General features: G+C 61.1%; 18 protein-coding genes. 15 read left to right on the top strand and 3 right to left on the bottom strand.

Going from position 1 to position 18670, the window contains the following annotated elements:
• Window positions 1–402 precede the first annotated feature (402 nt).
• The 8 genes from K8U03_18190 to K8U03_18225 all read left to right on the top strand — a co-directional run bounded on the left by K8U03_18190 (window position 403) and on the right by K8U03_18225 (window position 6252).
• The gene (locus K8U03_18190; protein ID MCE9606821.1) at window positions 403–1359 is read left to right on the top strand and encodes a hypothetical protein; all 957 of its coding nucleotides are present in this window, start codon (window positions 403–405) and stop codon (window positions 1357–1359) included.
• A complete protein-coding gene (locus tag K8U03_18195) occupies window positions 1359–1604 on the top strand; it encodes a hypothetical protein (GenBank protein MCE9606822.1) in 246 nt (81 codons plus the stop codon). Before K8U03_18190 ends, K8U03_18195 begins: the two co-directional genes overlap by 1 nt.
• Before the next feature lie 107 nt (window positions 1605–1711).
• Complete coding sequence (locus tag K8U03_18200) at window positions 1712–1918, top strand: hypothetical protein (GenBank protein ID MCE9606823.1); 207 nt, start codon at window positions 1712–1714, stop codon at window positions 1916–1918.
• A 417-nt stretch (window positions 1919–2335) separates the two neighbouring features.
• Window positions 2336–2740, top strand: a complete 405-nt coding sequence (locus tag K8U03_18205) for a hypothetical protein (GenBank protein MCE9606824.1) — start codon at window positions 2336–2338, stop codon at window positions 2738–2740.
• Window positions 2741–3478: 738 nt separating this feature from the next.
• On the top strand, window positions 3479–3937 hold the full coding sequence (locus K8U03_18210) for a hypothetical protein (GenBank protein ID MCE9606825.1): 459 nt from the start codon (window positions 3479–3481) through the stop codon (window positions 3935–3937).
• Window positions 3938–4355: 418 nt separating this feature from the next.
• Complete coding sequence (locus K8U03_18215; protein MCE9606826.1) at window positions 4356–4550, top strand: IS110 family transposase; 195 nt, start codon at window positions 4356–4358, stop codon at window positions 4548–4550.
• Between the two features lie 822 nt (window positions 4551–5372).
• Window positions 5373–5852 carry an IS110 family transposase gene (locus K8U03_18220; protein ID MCE9606827.1) on the top strand — a complete coding sequence of 160 codons (480 nt, stop codon included), beginning with the start codon at window positions 5373–5375 and terminating at the stop codon, window positions 5850–5852.
• Between the two features lie 52 nt (window positions 5853–5904).
• Complete coding sequence (locus K8U03_18225; GenBank protein ID MCE9606828.1) at window positions 5905–6252, top strand: IS110 family transposase; 348 nt, start codon at window positions 5905–5907, stop codon at window positions 6250–6252.
• A gap of 335 nt (window positions 6253–6587) precedes the next feature.
• Here the strand turns inward: K8U03_18225 and K8U03_18230 are convergent, their stop codons facing one another.
• From K8U03_18230 to K8U03_18240, 3 genes are read right to left on the bottom strand one after another with little or no spacing between them, the layout of a single operon-like run.
• On the bottom strand, window positions 6588–9734 hold the full coding sequence (locus K8U03_18230) for an error-prone DNA polymerase (GenBank protein MCE9606829.1): 3147 nt from the start codon (window positions 9732–9734) through the stop codon (window positions 6588–6590).
• Window positions 9735–11180, bottom strand: a complete 1446-nt coding sequence (locus K8U03_18235; GenBank protein MCE9606830.1) for a DNA polymerase Y family protein — start codon at window positions 11178–11180, stop codon at window positions 9735–9737.
• Complete coding sequence (locus K8U03_18240) at window positions 11137–11844, bottom strand: hypothetical protein (GenBank protein ID MCE9606831.1); 708 nt, start codon at window positions 11842–11844, stop codon at window positions 11137–11139. The genes K8U03_18235 and K8U03_18240 overlap by 44 nt, the downstream gene beginning before the upstream one ends.
• 106 nt (window positions 11845–11950) lie before the next feature.
• Here K8U03_18240 and K8U03_18245 point away from each other — a divergent pair, with 106 nt between their 5' ends.
• The 7 genes from K8U03_18245 to K8U03_18275 all read left to right on the top strand — a co-directional run.
• Window positions 11951–12151 carry a hypothetical protein gene (locus tag K8U03_18245; GenBank protein ID MCE9606832.1) on the top strand — a complete coding sequence of 67 codons (201 nt, stop codon included), beginning with the start codon at window positions 11951–11953 and terminating at the stop codon, window positions 12149–12151.
• Between the two features lie 196 nt (window positions 12152–12347).
• The gene (locus K8U03_18250; protein ID MCE9606833.1) at window positions 12348–12617 is read left to right on the top strand and encodes a hypothetical protein; all 270 of its coding nucleotides are present in this window, start codon (window positions 12348–12350) and stop codon (window positions 12615–12617) included.
• Window positions 12614–13078 (top strand): hypothetical protein, encoded by a 465-nt coding sequence (locus K8U03_18255; protein MCE9606834.1) that lies wholly within the window; start codon window positions 12614–12616, stop codon window positions 13076–13078. The genes K8U03_18250 and K8U03_18255 overlap by 4 nt, the downstream gene beginning before the upstream one ends.
• Window positions 13079–13919: 841 nt before the next feature.
• The gene (locus K8U03_18260; protein ID MCE9606835.1) at window positions 13920–15482 is read left to right on the top strand and encodes a DUF1549 and DUF1553 domain-containing protein; all 1563 of its coding nucleotides are present in this window, start codon (window positions 13920–13922) and stop codon (window positions 15480–15482) included.
• A gap of 19 nt (window positions 15483–15501) precedes the next feature.
• Entirely contained in the window at window positions 15502–16779 is a 1278-nt protein-coding gene (locus K8U03_18265; protein ID MCE9606836.1) for a DUF1501 domain-containing protein, read from the top strand.
• Window positions 16776–17885, top strand: coding sequence for a hypothetical protein (locus K8U03_18270; GenBank protein ID MCE9606837.1), 1110 nt, complete (start codon window positions 16776–16778; stop codon window positions 17883–17885). Before K8U03_18265 ends, K8U03_18270 begins: the two co-directional genes overlap by 4 nt.
• A gap of 141 nt (window positions 17886–18026) precedes the next feature.
• Window positions 18027–18670: hypothetical protein (locus K8U03_18275; GenBank protein ID MCE9606838.1), on the top strand; the 644-nt coding region annotated here is incomplete at its 3' end.

Consider the following 18670-nt stretch of genomic DNA (forward strand, 5'->3'; position numbering starts at 1 on the left):
GCGGCCCTCGGCTGTTGTGACTTTTCCTGCCGGCCATATCTATCTCGGCATCGATCTCTGCGAAACGCCTGGGTGATGTCAGTAACGTCGCTGCCGGCTCGCTTCGATCCGATAGCGGGGCTTGTCCCCGAGCGTGCGCCCCCCTCCCACGTCTAGCGAGGAATGAAGTTTCATCGTTTCCTCCGCGCTGAATTCGACTCCATCGTTTCGACGACCGGATTAAAGATCGAAACGGCTGGCTTGCGCTCTTGAACACGAGCACCGCGCAGCCTTTCCCCCTGGGCCAATTCGCCGGAGGTCGTCATCGGCTGAGTCATGTAGGTCCCCTTCTCGCATTCATGTTTCGTGAGTTTCATTCGTTCGTTTCAGCGAACGCGACAACCTTTACCGATTGGAGTCCGTATGTCTACCGTTCTGGGTTCCCCTCCCGCCGTGAATGTCGCCGGTGCCGCTCGGCGTCTCCGGACCACGATGGCCGCCGTTCGCCTCAGCTTCGTGTGGTTCGGTACCCGCAAGTCCCTTTCGCCGCAACAGAAGGAAGAGGCCGCCGATTCGTTCGGGGCCGAAGGCTCGTATCTCTCGGCCGCCAAGAAACTGCTCGACGTCAAACATCCGGCGTTCAAGTTCGTGACGACCGTCCGCGGCCGGGCCTTGTCGCTCTGGAAGGGCATGAGCTTGCCCTATCCAGAGCCGGGCATTCGATTGATCCGCCAAGACGACGTGCCGGTCTTCGACGTGCAACTGACTTCGCTCAAAGCGGAGCTCGCCGAGGCGGTGCTTCAACTCGACGAGCGCTACGGCGAGCTGAAGTCGGCAGCTCGTTCGAGACTGGGCCGACTCTACAACTCGACCGACTATCCCGACTCGTTGATCGGGCTCTTCAAGCTCGAGCATGACTTTCCGAGCATCGAAGCGCCGGAGTATCTCCGAGAACTGAGCCCCGAGTTGTTCCGACAGGAGCAGGCCCGCGTCACGGCGCGGTTCGAGGAAGCGGTGCAACTCGCCGAGGAAGCATTCACGGCCGAGTTCGCCAAGGTCGTGGCGCACCTGACGGAACGACTCAGCGGCACGGAAGACGGCAAGCCGAAAGTCTTCCGTGATTCGGCGATTGAGAACCTGGGAGAATTCTTCGGCAGGTTCCGTGCGCTCAACGTCCGGAGCAGCGTGGAGCTCGATCGACTGGTCGAAGATGCGCAGCGGATCGTCCGCGGCGTCGAGCCGCAGGCGCTGCGCGAAAATGGAATGCTTCGACAACAGATCTCGACACAACTCGCCGGCGTGCAATCCGTGCTCGACGGTCTGTTGGTCGATCGGCCGCGGCGCAACATCCTGCGCTCGCGGCAGGGGCAGGTGGCCTGATGCAACTCGTCATCGATCCGCGCGGCACCGTCCGTTGCGTCTACGACGAGACGATCGAGTTGGCGGCGCTCGGCCCGCTCAAGATCACACGTGGCAGTTACGTCGAGCCGACGTGTGACGGCCTTTGGTCGGCCGATCTCTCGGTCGTTTCCGGACCGCTCCTCGGTCCTTTCGTTCATCGTTCGGAGGCTCTGGTTGCCGAACGGTCTTGGCTCGAGGAGCATTGGCTCGTTCGCAGCCGCTAAACGTCTTGCGGCGTTTTCTTTTTTGCCGCTCCGCTCGGAGCGGTCGTCTCCCGTGTTTTACTTCCCAGGCGGTGCTGCGCGCATCGTCGTCTTTGAAAGGTACCGCTATGACTCAACTCGAAATGGAACGTGAACTCGCTGCAACTACCGGCGAATCGTTGTCGGAGATCCGTCGTCGCGGATTCAGCCTCGTCGAAGTCGCGCCCGAGCCGCTGTCGATCGACTGGGACGAGGTGCAGCAAGTCGATCGCCTGCGTCACAAGCCTCGTCGTCGGCCGGTTCGCCGTCCGGTCCTGAATCGATCGGCCGCGTAGTTCTTGTCGCGACCTCACTCCCATGCCGCCCGTCACCTCCATGCGGATGGGCGGCATGGGATTCCTTTTGTCGACGATTCTTCGTACGGGAACGCTTCCTATGATCCTCATGTTCTTACGGGAATGCGCACGGCGAATCCGAACTTTTCGCTCGCCTCCGGTCGTTATCTCCGACCCACCGCGCCCATTGTGCATTTTCGTGGAAGGCCGCCATGACATCGAGTTCCTGAAGCGAATCAGCGCACTCTTGCATCGCAGCCGGTGCGAGCTTCCCGACCTCGCGGCGCTCGAACGCGAGGGACGCGTGATCTTTCTTCCGACGGGAGGAGGGGACTTTCGGCTTTGGTCGACACGCCTGGCCGGGCTCGGCTGCCCTGAGTTCCATCTCTATGATCGCGAGCTACCGCTGGAATCGACATGCCGCGAGGAATGGGCCGCTGCCGTGAATCGACGGCCCCGTTGCCGCGGCTTCGTACCGGCCGGCGAAGCCTCGAAAACTATCTCCATCCCGAGGCGATTCGCGAGGCGCGCGGGCTGAACATTATCTACTCGGCGACCGAGGACGTCGCCGAACGGGCGGCCCGAGCGGCGTACCCTCCGTCAGAACCCGTCTTCGCCTGGGAAGCACTCTCGCGTCGAGCGCGACGACGACACCGAGATCGTACGAAGGCTTGGCTGAACACCGACGCCGTCGAGCGAATGACCGTCGCGGGATTGGCCGAGCAAGACCCCGCCGGAGACGTCGTCGCATGGCTGACGGCGATCGGTGACTTGTTGTCGGTGTCTACGGCATCGACTGCGGGATGTCGAGCGGTCGAATGATCCCCGCTTCGTTCGGAGACGAATCCTTTGGGTCGTCCCTTGCTCCCCGCATCGCTCCGCTTCACGTTCTGGGCGGGTGAAGGGAGTGCTTTTCATTCAGGAGAATACCCTTGCTTACGATCACCCGTTCCGTACTTCGTCGATTCCGTGTTACTTGTCGCCGTCGCGGCCTCCATGAGCTGCAGGTCGCCGGGGCCCGAACTTTCGCCCTCTGTTCACGCTCGATCTGAATGGCCCCGTGCTCCAACGAAGTCGGCAGACGAGGGAATGCAGGCCACCGAAGTCCAGCTTCATTTTCGAAGCTGATGCGGCAATGCGGTAATTTTGAACACGAACCGTCGTTTCGTCGCACGCGCGATTCCCATCGGCTGCTGACGTATCCCCATCTACACGGTCCCGCTGCGCCGAGGCACTACACGAACGAGCAGCGGGCCTGTAGGTACTGCTCGATAATCAGTCTGCGATCTTCGAGCGATCGGCGGATCCCTTTGCTATCCAATCAAGTTCGCATCAACCGTTTCCGCGGTTCGTCCATCCCGACCCAGATGATCTTGGTCGCTATCGGTAGCGTGTCCGAGGTTCTCAACGTGAAATGATTCGGTACGAGTGCCGACAGCATCGCTCTTCATCGCCGCACGATCGGAAGCGGCTTTACCGGCGGAGGTCGCCGGGCTGCAATGATTTTAAGAAAGCACGCCTCATCGACAGCATCTACCCCGTAAATGAAAGGACATGGTTATGCTCAGAATCAACGTGGGATTTCAGAGAAAAAAGGGAGAAGCGCACTACGGCTCGCGCGGGGCGAGCGCGAATCTGGAGTTGGAGTTCGAGTCGACCCTCATCGACGATCCGGCGCGATTGAAAGAACGGATGCGACAACTTTTTCTGTTGTCCAAGAAATCGGTCGAAGAGGAGTTGGCCGATTCCTACGAACCGCCGCGCGCCGACGTTGCGAGTACCCCGGACGGAAGCGCCATCCGAGGTGAAGAAGAGCAAGAAGCGCCGCCTGCGCGCCACCGCGATCGGACGCGCAGCGCCACTGCCAATCAAATCCGAGCATTGTATGCAATCGCCGAGCGCCGGGGGCTACCCTTAGCGGAGCGTTTGCGGACGACTTTCGGCGTCGTCGACCCCGCCGAACTTTCGATTACGGAAGCCAGCAGGCTTATCGAGGAACTCAAAGCGACGCAAACTTGACGGGCCCGGACTTTCTTCCGACCCGTCCATAGGCACCGACACTCTCTCGCTACCGGCGTCGTCAACAGCGGCGCAGGGAGCTTACTAATGTCTTTAACGAATTAACGAAGCCTTTTTAGGAGTTATTCGATGAGTACCTTTTGCAACGTCTGCATCGGCCTCGCCGTTGCCCTTGGGATGCTCAAAAAACTTCGCAAGGACGGGCCGAGACGTCGCCGTTTTTCTTAGTTCGAATCTCTATCTATGCGAGTGGGAATGTGGACACCCTTATCGGAATCGCCGTGGTATTTTCGTTCGCCTATGCCGTATTTCGTCAGGGGAAGCGGCTCGGAAGTCGACTCGGCTTTCGGGCCGGTCGTCGACGCGGAGGCGTTCGTAGTCGCATTCGTGTTCGTCGGAACTGACCATCGGTCGAGCTTTGGGTCATGTCCTTCGCGGCGTGAGCTTCATCGTCGGCTTCGGAATTCTCTTGGCGGTGGGAAATGTTCGGCGCTTCGAGGACGGCGCGCATGTCGCGGCATACTTGGGCTTGGTTCCATCGACGCACCAGTCGGCGAATCATTGTTACACGGTCATATCACCGAAGTCGGAAATCGTCAGGCTCGTGGTTTAGTGACGCAGGGGGCGCAACCGCTTCGCGTCATCCCGGGCCGCTCGGCGCGTTCTTCCGAGCGGTTGACCAAACGCAACATCGGAGCGTGGCGATTTCGGCCGTGGCGCAAGCTGGTCTCGATCGCGTACTTGAGATGCTCAAGAACAACGAACCGTACCGCTACGCTCATCCCGACCTCATGGGAGAAGCTCGCGAAGTTGAAGAATATCAAACCGCGCGCCGGAGCGAGGCGAACGACGAAACAACCCCCGCCAACTCTAGTGACGGTCTTTCACGCCGCACGGCTGCCTCCGGTGAGAGAGCCCGAGCAACTGTCGGGCGGCGAACGGCGGATGTTGGCCGAACGCAAACTCGAGCCGTACGTCGACGGTTGTATCGACCCGAGCACCGACAAAAAAACCGACCGCGTCGCCGTCCAAGGTTCAGCCGCTCCGGCCGCCCGAAAGGGCGGCCGGGCTGACCGATTTTCTTATTGGTATGAACGTGGTAGGCGGACGTCGTCCGCCTACTTGCTCGTCCTAATTAACCGGCGCGGTATCGTGAAGACGCCGGGCCAGGGACGAATTGAGCCATGTTGAATCCCAAGAACCGCGACCGTGTGAGCGGGTCGTTCATCTCGGGGCCCGCCGACAAATAGCGATGGGCTACGAGCCCGTTTTTTTTATTGGCCGCCCCACCGACCCACCCGGCTGAGCTTCGAGCTCGAAGAGGTAGTTGCCGTTCGGCCCACCGCTCGCATTGCGCGAGCCGGCACCGCTCCTACCGTACGAAAGGAGGTCTGCGAATGACACGTTACATCGGCTTGGACGTCCATAGTACTGCGTGCTCGACGCCGCGGGAAAGAAGTTGACGCGCGGTCAAGTACCGTGCGCGTTGTCGAGTCTGGAAGCCTTCGCGACGAAGATTCTCCAACCGAGCGATCATGTTGCGTTCGAAGCCTCGATGAACACTTGGCCGGTCGTCGCGATCCTGCGACCGCACGTCGCCCGACTCGTCGTCGGGAACCCGCTCCGGACCAAAGCGATCGCCGAAACCAAGATCAAGACCGACAAGGTCGACACCGAGGTCTTAGCGCAGCTTCTGCGCTGCGATTATCTGCCGAGCGTCCGGCAGCCGGATCCCGATACCGCACGAATGCGACGGCTGACGACGCAGCATGCGGCCTTAATGACCGAGCGCCATCGGAGTGAAGAACCGGATCCAGAGCCGCTTGGCTCGACTGTTGTGGATCCCGCCCTGCAAAATTCTCTGGACGAAGGCGGGAATGAGCTGGTTGCAGGAACTGCCGTTGCCCGCCGATGAGCGGCTCGGGCCGGACGGCGATTGACGACTCCTCGCGACGATCGAGCACGAGTTGAAGGCCGTCGACAAGCTGACGGCCGTGACGGCGCATCACGACGTCCGAACCCAACTCCTGATGACGTTGCCGGGCGTGAACTTCGTCGGCGCCGTCGGCCGGTTGTCGGCGCTCGGCGTCTTCACGCGGTTCCGAACCGGCCATGATGCGGCCGCCTATCTCGGTCTAACGTCGACGACGCATCAGTCCGGGAAACGGTGCTTCCACGGCCATATCACGAAGGCCGGGCAGCATCCAGCGCGGTGGCTGCTCGCGCAAGGCGTTCAGGCACTGCTTGCCGGACGTCGCCGTACCCACCGCACTTCCGATGGAAGAACGAGCCATGCTGGAGAAGCGCAAGCTTAGCGCATAGGTCGACGAGCTCCACGAATCCGACCGGCAGATGCGCTCGACCAAGCCGAACTCGAAGGCGAAGTCCGTCCGCGCTGCGGAATGCTCGCGAAGCCGGATCATCATCCAAGTAATGGCCGCCCTTCGGGCGGCGATAGGCAATTTTTTTAAATATCAGACGTCCGATCGCACACCGGAGAAGGTGCCCATGAAAAACCGAAGCGGAATTCTTGACGGCGTTCAGAGGTTTGCGGAGCTTGGAGATAAGCGAGCCGACGCTCAAGGAGTTGCAACGAGTCGGGGGCTAGATTCCTCTGCCGTTCCTTGCGATGTGCGAAGTCGATTGCTCATCAATGAAAGTCCCTCGACTTCGCAGCGACGTCGCCGAGCGTCGTCGTGAAATCGATCAAGCGACTCGCAACGACGTGGATCACCCGTTCTTGTTTTTGCAGAGCGCCGTCGACCAGCCAGACCTTCGCGGCTCGGGCCACCTCGCGGAAGCGTTGCCAGACGTTCGGAAAGACGACAAGGTTGATCACCCCCGTTTCGTCTTCTAATGTTACGAACGTGATCCCTCGCGAAGTGCCGGGACGCTGCCGCAACAGGACCAGCCCGGCCACCCGCACCATCAACCCGTCGTTGAGTTTCGTCAGTTTCGCCCCGGTCACGCAATGCTGCCTTGTCAGCTCGTCGCGCAAAAACGCGACCGGATGCCCCTTGAGCGAGAGCCCTATCGTGCGGTAGTCGGCCAGCACTTCCTCGAACGGCGTGGGCTGCAACAGCGCTGCGACCGATGGTGCGCTCGCTTCCGTTTCGGGGGAAGCGAGCGCGGCGAAGAGGGGCTGCGATGCTCCTTTCTTGAGCGGCAACGTCTGCCAGAGGGCTGCGCGTCGATCGCGTTCCAAGGAGCAGAGGGCATCGCCTCGCGCGAGGAGCGTCAAGGTCGCTTGGTTGAGTCCGGTGCGCGCGGCGAGATTATGCGTTGAGTGGAACTCGCCGCTTCGCCGCGCCGCGACGATCTTTTCGGCCGCTGCCCTCGGCAACCCTTGCAGCAGCCGCATGCCGAGCCGCACGGCGAATTCGTGTTTCCATCCCGCGACTGGCTCCAGCGTCATGTCCCGATCGCTTCGGTTCACGTCGATCGGCCGGATCTCGACGCCGTGTTCTCGTGCATCGCGAATCAGTTGCGCCGGAGCGTAGAAGCCCATCGGTTGGCTGTTGAGCAGCGAAGCGCAGAACGCCGCCGGATAGTGTCGCTTGAGCCACGCCGAGACGTAAACCAACAGCGCGAAGCTCGCCGCATGCGACTCGGGGAAGCCGTATTCGCCGAAGCCGCAGAGTTGCTGGTACACTCGCTGAGCGAACTCTTCGGAGAGTCCTTTCTTTCGCATGCCGAGGAGGAGCTTTTCGCGAAACTCATCGATCACACCGGTTCGTCGCCACGCTCCCATCGCGCGGCGAAGCTGATCGGCCTCGCCCGGCGTGAAGCCGGCCGCGACGACGGCCAGCTGCATCGCTTGCTCCTGAAAGATCGGCACGCCGAGGGTTTTGACGAGCACCTTCTTGATCTCTTCGTTGGGATAATCGATCGGCTCCAGTCCGGCGCGGCGGCGCAAGTAAGGGTGAACCATGTCTCCTTGAATCGGCCCGGGGCGCACGATCGAAACCTCGATGACGAGGTCGTAAAACCGACGCGGCTTGAGACGCGGAAGCATGCTCATTTGCGCCCGGCTTTCGATCTGGAACACGCCGATCGTGTCGGCTTCGCACGCCATGTCGTACACGGTCGGGTCTTCGCGCGGCACGTTCGCCAGCGTCAGATCGCGACCGGAATGCAGCCGAATGAGATCGAAGGCTTTACGAATCGCCGTGAGCATGCCGAGCGCGAGGCAATCGACTTTCAAGATCCCGAGCTCGTCGAGGTCGTCTTTGTTCCATTCGACGACGGTTCGGCCGGGCATCGCCGCGTTCTCGATCGGCACCATCTCGCAGAGCAGACCCTCGGTCATCACCATGCCGCCGACGTGTTGCGACAAGTGACGCGGAAAGCCGACGAGCTCATCGACTAACGTGATGAACTGCTTCGTCGTCCGATCTTGGAGATCGAGCCCGCCGTCGCGACAACACTCTTGCCAGGTCGTCGTCGGATTACGGTGATGATCGACGAGCGTTTTCGAGATCGCCGTGATACGTTCCTCGGTGAGGCCGAGCGCTTTGCCGACTTCCCGAGCCGCCGAACGGGAACGATAGCAGATCACTTCGGCGGTCATCGCGGCTCGTTCGCGGCCGTACTTGTCGTAGAGGTACTGCAGCACTTCCTCACGACGCTCGTGCTCGAAGTCGATGTCGATGTCGGGTGCTTCGTTCCGCTCGCGACTGATAAACCGCTCAAACAGCACGTCGATCTTCTCGGGATCGACGGCCGTGACGCCGAGGCAATAGCAGACCGCGGAGTTGGCCGCGGAGCCGCGCCCTTGGCAGAGAATGTTGCGCGAGCGCGCGAAGCGGACGAGATCCCAGACCGTGAGGAAGTAGGCCTCGTAGTTCAGGTCTTTGATGATGGCGAGTTCGTGTTCGATTAGGTTGCGAACCTTCTCCGGCACGCCGTCGGGATAGTACTCCGCTGCGCCGCTCCAAGTGCGCTCGATCAAATAGGCGAGCGGCGTCGTTCCCTCGGGACAAAGCTCTTTCGGATAGTGGTAGCGCAGCTCATCGAGTGAAAACGTGCAACGCTCGGCGACTTCGACGCTCCGTGTGAGCGCACCAGGCAGGTCTTCGTAGAGCAGTTCCAGTTCGTCGAGCGGGTGGAGATGGCGTTCCGCATTGGCGAAGAGCTCCGTGCCGCATTCGGCCACGGTGCGACCGAGGCGCACCGCCGTGAGGACGTCTTGCAGCGGCCGCCGTTCGGGAGCGTGGTAGTAAACTCCGCCGGCGGCGACGAGCGGCACCTTACTCTTTCGCGAAAGAGTTTTTAGCTGCTCGAACCACGCGGCATCGTCGGGTCCGCGATGCGCTTCGGCTAATAGATACGCTCGGTCGCCGAATGCGTCGCGATACAAGGCGAGTTGTCGCGGCGTCGGCGGTAGGGCGATGCCGTCGGTCCCGACCTCGCTGAACACGCATGCCAAGAGCCCCTCGCCGTATGCGGCGATGTCGGCCGAAGTGAGAGCGCATTCTCCTTTCGGCGCCCGCGACTTGCCGAGCGTGAGCAGCCGCGTGAGCCGACCGTAGGCCGCGCGATCGGTCGCCAACAGAACCACCGGCGGCGCATCGCTCGGTCGGAGTTCGGTACCGATCAGCAGCTTCAATCTCGGCGCTTCCTTGTTCACTTCTCTCGCGGCGGCATGCGCACGAACGACCCCGGCCAGTGAGTGACGATCGGTAACGGCAAGCGCGGCATAGCCCAACTCCGCGGCTCGTTCGACGAGTTCTCCGGGATGCGACGCGGCACGGAGGAACGAGAAGTTGGTCAGGCAGTGAAGTTCGGTGTAGCGCATCTAATCGAACCAGCCGTGAAGGAACCAGCCGCGTGTTTGTAGATCGCGAAAGAGCCAGACGTGTGTCCCTGCTTCGGTGGCGACGCGGTAATAGTCGCGGCGAATGCTCGGCCCGCGCCACCAGCCGGTTTCGATTCGCTCCGGTCCCCAACCACAGGCCACACGATGCTCTGTGTCGACATCGCGAAAGCGTTGTGGATGTCCTTGCAGTGCGAGGGCGATCACGCGAATCGAGCGCGGCTCGGTAAGCAGTGACGTCGGACGAGGAAGTCCTTGCGATATACCATCGGTAGCGTCGACCTTCAGCTTGGTCTTGCTCTTCTTCGTCGCAGGTCCGGCGGAAGTATTCAGAGAATGGGCCGTGAATTGCGGCATGGCTTTCCAAGTCCGTTCCGGTTGATGATCGGCACAGAAGCAAACCTGCGAAACGGCGTCGGAGCCGAGACGCCCGCTGAGTCGCTCGATAAGCGTCGTCCAGGCCTGCGCTTCGATCGGCGGCGCGAGCTCGGCGAACAACATTTGCTGTTCGACCGCCGGCATCGCCGACTCCAACACGACGAGCCTCGTTCCCACGACCGGTTCGACGAAACGAATCGATTCCAAACGGAGTCGCAGCAGGTCGACGAGCTTTTTTGAGTCGACGCTTGGCCGCAACAGCCCGACGACCAGCCGCCGTAAACCGCATGACTCTCCTCGTATTTCCGCCAAGAGACGGACAACGCCGTGCCCCCGTTCCGCGAGCGGGCCGAGCAACTGCGGCAAAAGGTGTTCCCAGACTTCCACAAGCGGGTCGATGTCGACGAGACCGTACTCCCAATTCAAAGCAGCTTCGAGCTGCGATTCGGGAGCCACGGCGGCGAACAACTCCGGCTCGATCCCTAAGGCTTGGTTCAAGCGGAGCAGTAGTTCCGCATCGAACCGCTCGGTTAGCGCTGCGCGAGGTAAGTCCAGCAGCTTCCCGATGAAGTCGATCCCGAGTTCACGCAGCAAAGTCGACGTCGGCTTCGAGATCCGCAGCGCTTCGACCGGCAGCGGCGACAAAATCTTCGCGGTTTCATCGTCGGCGACGATGCGACTCACAAACGGTGGATTGCGGGGCAGCCCATAATGGACGATAGCCCACGCCGTGCCGAGGGTATCGGCGATCGATGCGGTGCAAGACAAACGCCGTTCGGCAGCCCATGCTTGCAGCCGCTCGATGAGAGCCGTTTCGCCTCCGAACCAAGCGGAGGTCGCACCGACCTCCAAGCAGAGGCATGGCGCGGGCCAACCGGCGACCCAACCGATGATCGGGCTGAATTCCTCGACGTCGGCGCGCAAGCGGTCGCGCAGATCGGCAGGGAGTTCGTAGACGACGGCCGGCGGAACGCGCGGACCGCGACGATTACGTGCCGGTTCGTCGTCAGCCGGAGGAGGCCGGAACCGGAGGCAGAGAATGCGCGACATCGGATAATGACACCTCGACGACCGTACCCGGCGATCCCTGCCGACAACGGAGAACTTGCAAGCGAACGCGCCGCTCCGCTACGGCGCACAGAGGAGTCACAAGAATCCGCAAATCGGCGAAGCAAGCCTCGGGCTGCTTTGCTAAGCGCCGTACGACGAGACCGAGGGTTCCGCTCCGCTCGGCGGCGAGTTGCCAACGGCGCATCCAGCGCTCGTCTTCGTAGTCCATCCGAAACAGCACCGCACCGACTCCCGACGTGCGGAGCGCTTGATCGACTGCCCACCGACCCTCGGCCGCTTCGGCCCGCACGAGTAATACTTGCCGCCAATTCCAGAGCTGCCCATTGGCGAGCTTGGCGACTCCCGGCGGATGAAATCGGCCTTTCGAGCGTTCCGACGAATCGACGATAACGAGCGGCCGACCGGAGGCGAGTATCTTGCGAGCAGCGGCGACGGCGAGAGTCGTGGTCCCCGCGCCCGGCTCCGCAGCAAGCCACTCCACGAGCGTGCCGCCGCGCAAACCGCCGGCCGGCAATACCGCATCGAGAGCCGTTGTGCCGCTCGACGATGTTCCCCAGGCACTCACGTTCCCCGCGCGCTTCCCCTCTTGGCCGGATGCCAACGCAACTTGTTCGCGAAGTTGTTCGAGGAGCGGAAGGGACATGGTTTTGCCTAACCGAGAAGAAAATCGAAGCATTCCTAACCGGCAGGCATAATACTGTACACATAAACACTATCTATAGTAAAAACGGAGGGTTCGCTAGCATTGAATGCTGCTTAAACCCCTGGAAAATAAGGTCTTGGCCCAACTGCCGCTCGATACGGAAATTTTGCTCGTGACGCCGAAAGGCTCGTCGGCCGTCCTCGCGAAGCTCTCGTCGGCCGGCGGCGTGCTATGGATCTCGCAACACTTCGGCGAAGCGAGTTGCCTCTTTCACGAGCTCGCCTGCGATGCCCAAGGGCGCGTCTGAGCTTGCGGGATGTTCAAAGGACGCGCGACATTCGGCAGCGAAGTCTTCACGACGCCGGGTCCCAAGGATAGCGACGCGTTTCTCAGTCACTTCTCTCCCGACGGCAAGCTGGTGTGGACGCGCGTCGGCCAAGGCCCGGCGGTCGACTACGGCCTCGGCGTCGCCACGGACGGTCAAGGCAACTCATTTCTGACCTGTGAGTTCACGGCCGACTTCCGAGTTGCCGGCGCGATGCTCCGGAGTCGCGTCGACGTCTACGTCGCTAAGTTCGACGAGCAAGGGACGCCTTCGCTGGATCACGCAAGCCGGCGGCGTGACCGGCGACAACGCCTACACGCTGGCCTGCAACGAGAAGCACGGGATTGTCATCGGCGGCTCGTTCAGCGGCACGGCCAAGTTCGGCGATGCCGAAATTACGAGCGGTGGTGCGACCGATCTCTATGTAGCGAAGCTGAAAGCCGATTGACTTCCGAGAAGGTGCTGCCGGAAGCTACGGTTAAACTTCTATCGTCGAACCCTCAGGGCGTTTTCGCCGGTAGCGGACCGAAAGACCATCTGCTGGTGACCTTGCCGGATCGCTCAGTAGCCGGCCTCCTCGATCGCCGCCGCCGGGAACACCGGCAGGCGGCCGTAAATCCCATTGACTTCGTATGTGGCAAGTTTCATGTCAGCGCTCACGGCGTTCTGTGGCATCACGCAAATCGCTCCGCCGCCGAGAGCAACTTCTGCGTCAATCGTTGGCGGGTCGTGAAGAAGCCTTCCCACGGATCACGGCGTAGTCGTGACAAGCGCAGCGGCACGTTCCGTACGGTGAACTCGGCCGGGCCGTGCACTTTCGCCAACTCCTCCCAGGTCAGCGGCGTCGCGACCGGCGCGCCCTCGCAATTGCGCGTCGAAAAAGATGCGACGGACGTCGAACCGCGCTGATTCCTCAAATAGTCGACGAAGATTTTTCCTTTACGCAGATCCTTTCGCATGTTCGCGACGAAGCGGTCGGGGGCGCGCCGAGCAAGTCCTAATGCGTGTGGTGCGCGAACGATTCGACCTCATCCCAAGTGTTACGCCGAGCCAGCGGTACGACGACGTGTAATCCTTTGCCGCCCGACGTCCGTACGAACGACGTGAGATCGAGCTCGGCAAGCAGCGTCTGCAGATCATTGGCGGCGGCGCGAATTTCGTCCCAGTCGACGGCGGGATCCGGGTCGAGGTCGAAGATATTCTAATCGGGATGCTCGCCGTGCGCCGCCTCATCCTCTTCGCCGCCGTGTTGACGAACCGCCTGCTCGGCGTCGAGAACCCATTGCCATGACCAATGTTCCGGATAACACGCCGACCTGGAATCAATGCAGCAAGTTTATGCGCACTTCGATCGATTTTTGAAAGGACCGGCGAAAAACTAACGTCGGTTTGCCGTACGCTCTTCAATTTCGCACACCGACCGAGTAACTCTCCGCGCCGGTCGCGTTCTTTCCGTCGAGGACACGGCGCGTCGCTGAGTGCGCATAACCAGCGCAGTTCCATAACGAGCTTGCATAAGCCGGAAAGATCGATCAAAATCTTCTTATTCATGCCAGTTCGACTTTGAGCGTGGATCTCGCCTAGCCCATCACACCACCCACCTTCTTCGTCTTCCATGCCCACGGCGTCCTTTCGACGACTCGTAGCATCGCTGTTATACGCAATATCGGCGCTCGTCGGATTTTCGCGTGTCGTAACTGCAGCCGACCCGGAACTCCACGCCGAGATCGATCGACATGTCGAAACGGCATTGCCGAAATTCAAATTGACGGCGTCGACGGGCCGCTCGGACGACGAGGAGTTTTTGCGGCGCGTCACGCTGGACCTCACGGGGATCATTCCAACCGCAGAGGACGTTCGCGCGTTTACCGGCGATCGGTCGTCGAATAAACGGGCCGCTTTGATCGACCGGCTGTTATCGAGCGACGAGTATGCTCGGCACATGGCCGTGACGTTCGACATCATGCTTATGGAGCGGCGAGCCGATGGTCACGTATCGAACGACGAGTGGCGAGGCTATCTCGCGGAATCATTCCGTAACAATAAGCCGCTCGACGTGTTGGTGCGCGAACTACTTGCGAGCGACGGTTCGGATCCGGCGATGCGCTCCGCCGCTAAGTTTTTTCTCGACCGCGAAGCGGCGCACGATACGCTCGTACGCGACATCGGCCGACTGTTCTTAGGCGTCGATCTGCAATGCGCCCAGTGCCACGACCACCCGACCGTGGCCGACTATCGCCATCTGCACTACTACGGCTTGCACGTCTTCGTCGCCGGAACCAAACTCTATCGACCGACGAGCGGCGGCAAGTTGATGAGCTTGCAAGAAGAGGTCGTCCGCGAAGCGACGTTCGCCTCGGTGTTCGAGCCCGAGGTGCAAAACAAGACCGGACCACGCTTGCTGAGTGGTCCGGCGATGGAAGTTCCGACGTTTAAAGCGGGCGACGAGTACGTCGAGAAACCTTCGGCGAAGACTCGCGCCGTTCCGAAGTTTAGCTTGCGAAAAGCCTTGTCGGAGACGCTGCCCCGAGCCGAGACGCGCGAGTTCTCGCGCAACATGGCGAATCGGCTGTGGGCTCACTTGATGGGGCGCGGCTTGGTGCAACCGCTCGATATGCACCACTCGGCCAATCCACCGTCGCATCCGGAGTTGCTTGCGCTGTTGTCGGACGAACTGACGGCGATGAAGTTCGACGTGCGTCGCTTTCTTCGCGAAGTCGCATTGAGCAAAGCCTACCAACGCTCAAGCCTCGCACCCGCCGGACTCTCTCCCGACGACGTGCCGGAAGAATCGTTCGCGATGGCCAACCTGAAGGGACTCGGCCCCGAGCCTTTGTTCGCGTCGCTCGTTCGCGCCACGGGCAACGGCGTGACGCTCGAACGACAGATCGAGGAAGCTGCCAAGAAAGAACCCGTCAACAAGGAAGCTGACGACGCTTTGCGAGTAAAAGCCCGCGCCGTCGAGCGGGCGAAGCGGATTAAGGAATTCACCGAACTGTTCGGCAGTCCGGCCGGGAGTCCGGAGGGAGAATTCCAAGCATCGTTGCCGCAGGCATTGTTCCTGGCGAACGCTGAATCGATCGCCGCGTGGTTACAACCACAAAACGACAACCTAACGGCGAGACTGGCGAAACTTTCGCAACCTGAATCATTTGCCGAGGAACTGTACTTGAGCATACTCTCACGCCATCCGACGACCGCCGAAACGGCGGCGGCGCAAAAGCACTTGTCGGAAGTCCAAGATCGGGTGTCGGCGATCGAGCAGCTCGTGTGGTCGCTGGTCGCTTCGGCCGAGTTTCGATTGAATCACTAATGGACCGAAAGCCTTCACGATGAAAAACGTCGCCTGCAACTCGTCGAGCCATTTGGTTTCGCGACGTACGTTGCTCTCGAACATGCTGGCCGGAGCGGCAGGCGTCGGCCTCGTCGGTGGCTTGGTCGAGCCGGCGGTCGCCGCCGCGCTCGAAGCCAAGAAGAAACAGGTGCTGATCGTGCTCTTGAACGGCGGTCTGAGCCAGTTCGAGTCGTTCGACCCTAAGCCGAAGACGGACACCGGCGGCCCGTTCCGTGCTATTCCGACTTCGGTGCCGGGGACGCACTTTTGCGAGTTGCTCCCTTTCACGGCCCGCCAGGCCCATCGGCTGGCCGTCGTCCGGAGCGTGTTCGCCGAACAAGTTCCGGGAAGCCACGCGGCGGCGCGCGATTACGTCGAGACCGGTCGCAGCCCCGTGCTCGGCTCCTATCCCCTCCTAGGTCCCGTCTACTCGAAACTACTTGCGGGTAAAACAGATCTCCCCGGCAACATTCATATCACGCCGAGTCGCGGTGGGCAGCGAGCCGATGCAGCGTTTCTCGGTCCGCAGCATGCGTCGATCGCGCTAAGCGGCGGCAATGCCCCACGCAATGTCGAACGCCCGGCGATATTCTCCGCCGAAGCCGACGAGGCGCGCTACCACCTCCGTGATCTCGCCGATCTGCGCTTCTCGCAACGTCGTCGCACGGCCTACACGGAGGCGTATCATTCGTCTTACGATCGCGCGATGCAGTTGATTCGCCGCAAAGAGTTGTTCGATGTGGCTCGCGAACCGGTGGGAGACCAAGATCGCTACGGCACGCACGACTTCGGACGCCACTGCCTCTTGGCCCGGCGACTGTTGACTGAGGGAGTGACCTGCGTGAAGATCACGCACAGCAACTACGACTCTCATATGGAGAACTTCAATTTCCATCTCGAACAGTTAGGCGAGTTCGATCGTCCGTTCGCCACGCTGCTCGGCGATCTCGACGACCGTGGGATGTTGGAGAATACGCTCGTCGTGCTGTTGACGGAGTTCGGCCGGACACCGACGATCATGCCCGACTTGGGACGCGATCATTATCCGAAATCGTGGTCGGTCGTCCTCGGAGGATGCGGCATCCAAACCGGCGGCGTCTTGGGGAAGACTAACGCCAACGGCACGGAGATCGCCGACCGGCCGGTGCATGTCGGCGACATGTGGCACACGTATCTCCAAGCCGTGGGACTCGACTCCCGGGGAACCCACGATGACCGAAATAAGATTCCATTGGCGGCTCCCGAGCGGAAGCCGGTGAAGGAGTTGCTGTCATGAGCGATGCAACCGCCGACTCGATGGTGAAACCAATCGACCCCAAAACGTTTCGCCTCGTGCGCGAGCTGAAGCATGACCGTGGCGTGCTGACTTGCCGTCTCGCCGCGGACGGGCGGCGCATTTTCGCCGGTGCTCAAGACGACTTGATTCATCATTGGAACCTCGGCGAGTTGCCATGGGTCGATGACGCGCTCTTGGCGAAGTCGGCTCCTAAAACAAAGGCAAAGAAGCCCCCGCTTGAGATTCCGGCCGCTCCGCCGGTCCCGAAGTCGGCGCTTGTCGGCCACGACAGTTGGGTCCAGGCCATGGCCTTGTCGGCGGATGGTTCGCAACTCGTAACGGGCGACTTCGTCGGCCGCGTCGCCGTCTGGGGGACGAAGCCAATGGCGATCAAGCCTCTTTGGACGGCCGATGCGCATCGTGGCTCGATTCGTTCGGTGGCCATCAGTCGCGACGGCAAACTCATCGCCTCGGCCGGCAACGACGGCTCCGTTCAGGTTCGATCGCTCGATGACGGGCGCGAACAACTCAAGCTCGACATGCACGGCTGCCATGTTTACCAAACGGCCTTTCATCCGGACGGTCGAAGTTTGATCTCAGCCGATTTGAAAGGGGTGGTGCGGCACTTTGAGCTCGCCTCCGGCAAGCTCTTGCGAACGATCGACGCCGGACCGCTCTGGACCTATAGCGAAAAATACACGGTAGACGTCGGCGGCGTGCGTGGTCTCACCTTCAATGCCGACGGATCGCGACTGGCATGTGCCGGTGCCGTAGGCGATAAGGGGATCGCCCATAGCGGTAACGCACGCGTGCTCCTGTTCGATTGGAAGTCGGGCAAGCTGTTGCAAACCTTTCGGCCTGAGAAGGAAGTGATTGCAACGGCCTGGGGCGTCCGATTTCATCCGGATGGTTACCTCATTGCGGCGGGAGGAAGCCGGACCGGCGGGTATCTCTGGTTTTGGCGAGAAGGATCGGATACCGAGTTTCACATGCTCCCTCTGCCCACGCGCGGGCCGGGCTTCGACCTCGATCTTTCGCCGGACGGTCGTACGATCGCAGTGGCTCATTTCGATGGAGCCGTTCGGCTGTTCGCGTTAGCTAGCTAGACGGGAGAAACTCGTAAGACTTCCATACGAACGCTGCGGCTAGCGCCCCGCTGCTTCAATGTCCGCGCCGCACTGAGACCGGCAATATAAGCGCCCATGCATAGCTCATACCTCGCCATGCTCCTCTAGGAACAGCACATCATGCCCGCGCCTCAGCTCGGCAAATCACTGAAAGAAAAGATGCTCCGCGGCGAAGCCGTGTACGGCACGTTCTTCCAACACTCGATCAATCCGGCGATCGTCGACGTGATTCCTGAAGGGGCGCTCGACTTCGTGATCGTCACCGCGGAGCACAACGCGCTGGACCTCGCCGAGTTCTTACCGGTGCGGTATGCGCTGGCATCGAAAGGGATCGCCTGCCTTGCGCGGACCCATAGTCGCGAAGTCGATGACGTGTCGAAGGTGTGCGACTCCTACGACGGCGTCGTCGTCCCCTACGTCGAGGATGTGGAACACTGCCGTCGACTTGCCGCCGCAGCCGTTTACAGACCCTTGAAGGGAGAAGCTCTCGATCGTGTGTTGACTGAAGGAAAATGGCCCAGCGAGAAGACTCGCAACTACGTGACGAACGAACGCTGTGCGAACACCGTCTTTATACCGATGATCGAATCGGTCCGTGGCGTGGAGAACCTCGAAAAGATATGCGCCGTGCCCGGCGTTAATGCCGTGTTCGTCGGCCCGAACGATCTCACGACCAACATGGGGATTCCTAACGAGTACGATCACCCCGAACTCATCGCCATGCTTCAACGAATCATCGATGTAGCGAGCCGTTCCCATATCGC

This window comes from Planctomycetia bacterium (assembly GCA_021413845.1).
Classification (GTDB): Bacteria; Planctomycetota; Planctomycetia; order Pirellulales; family PNKZ01; genus PNKZ01.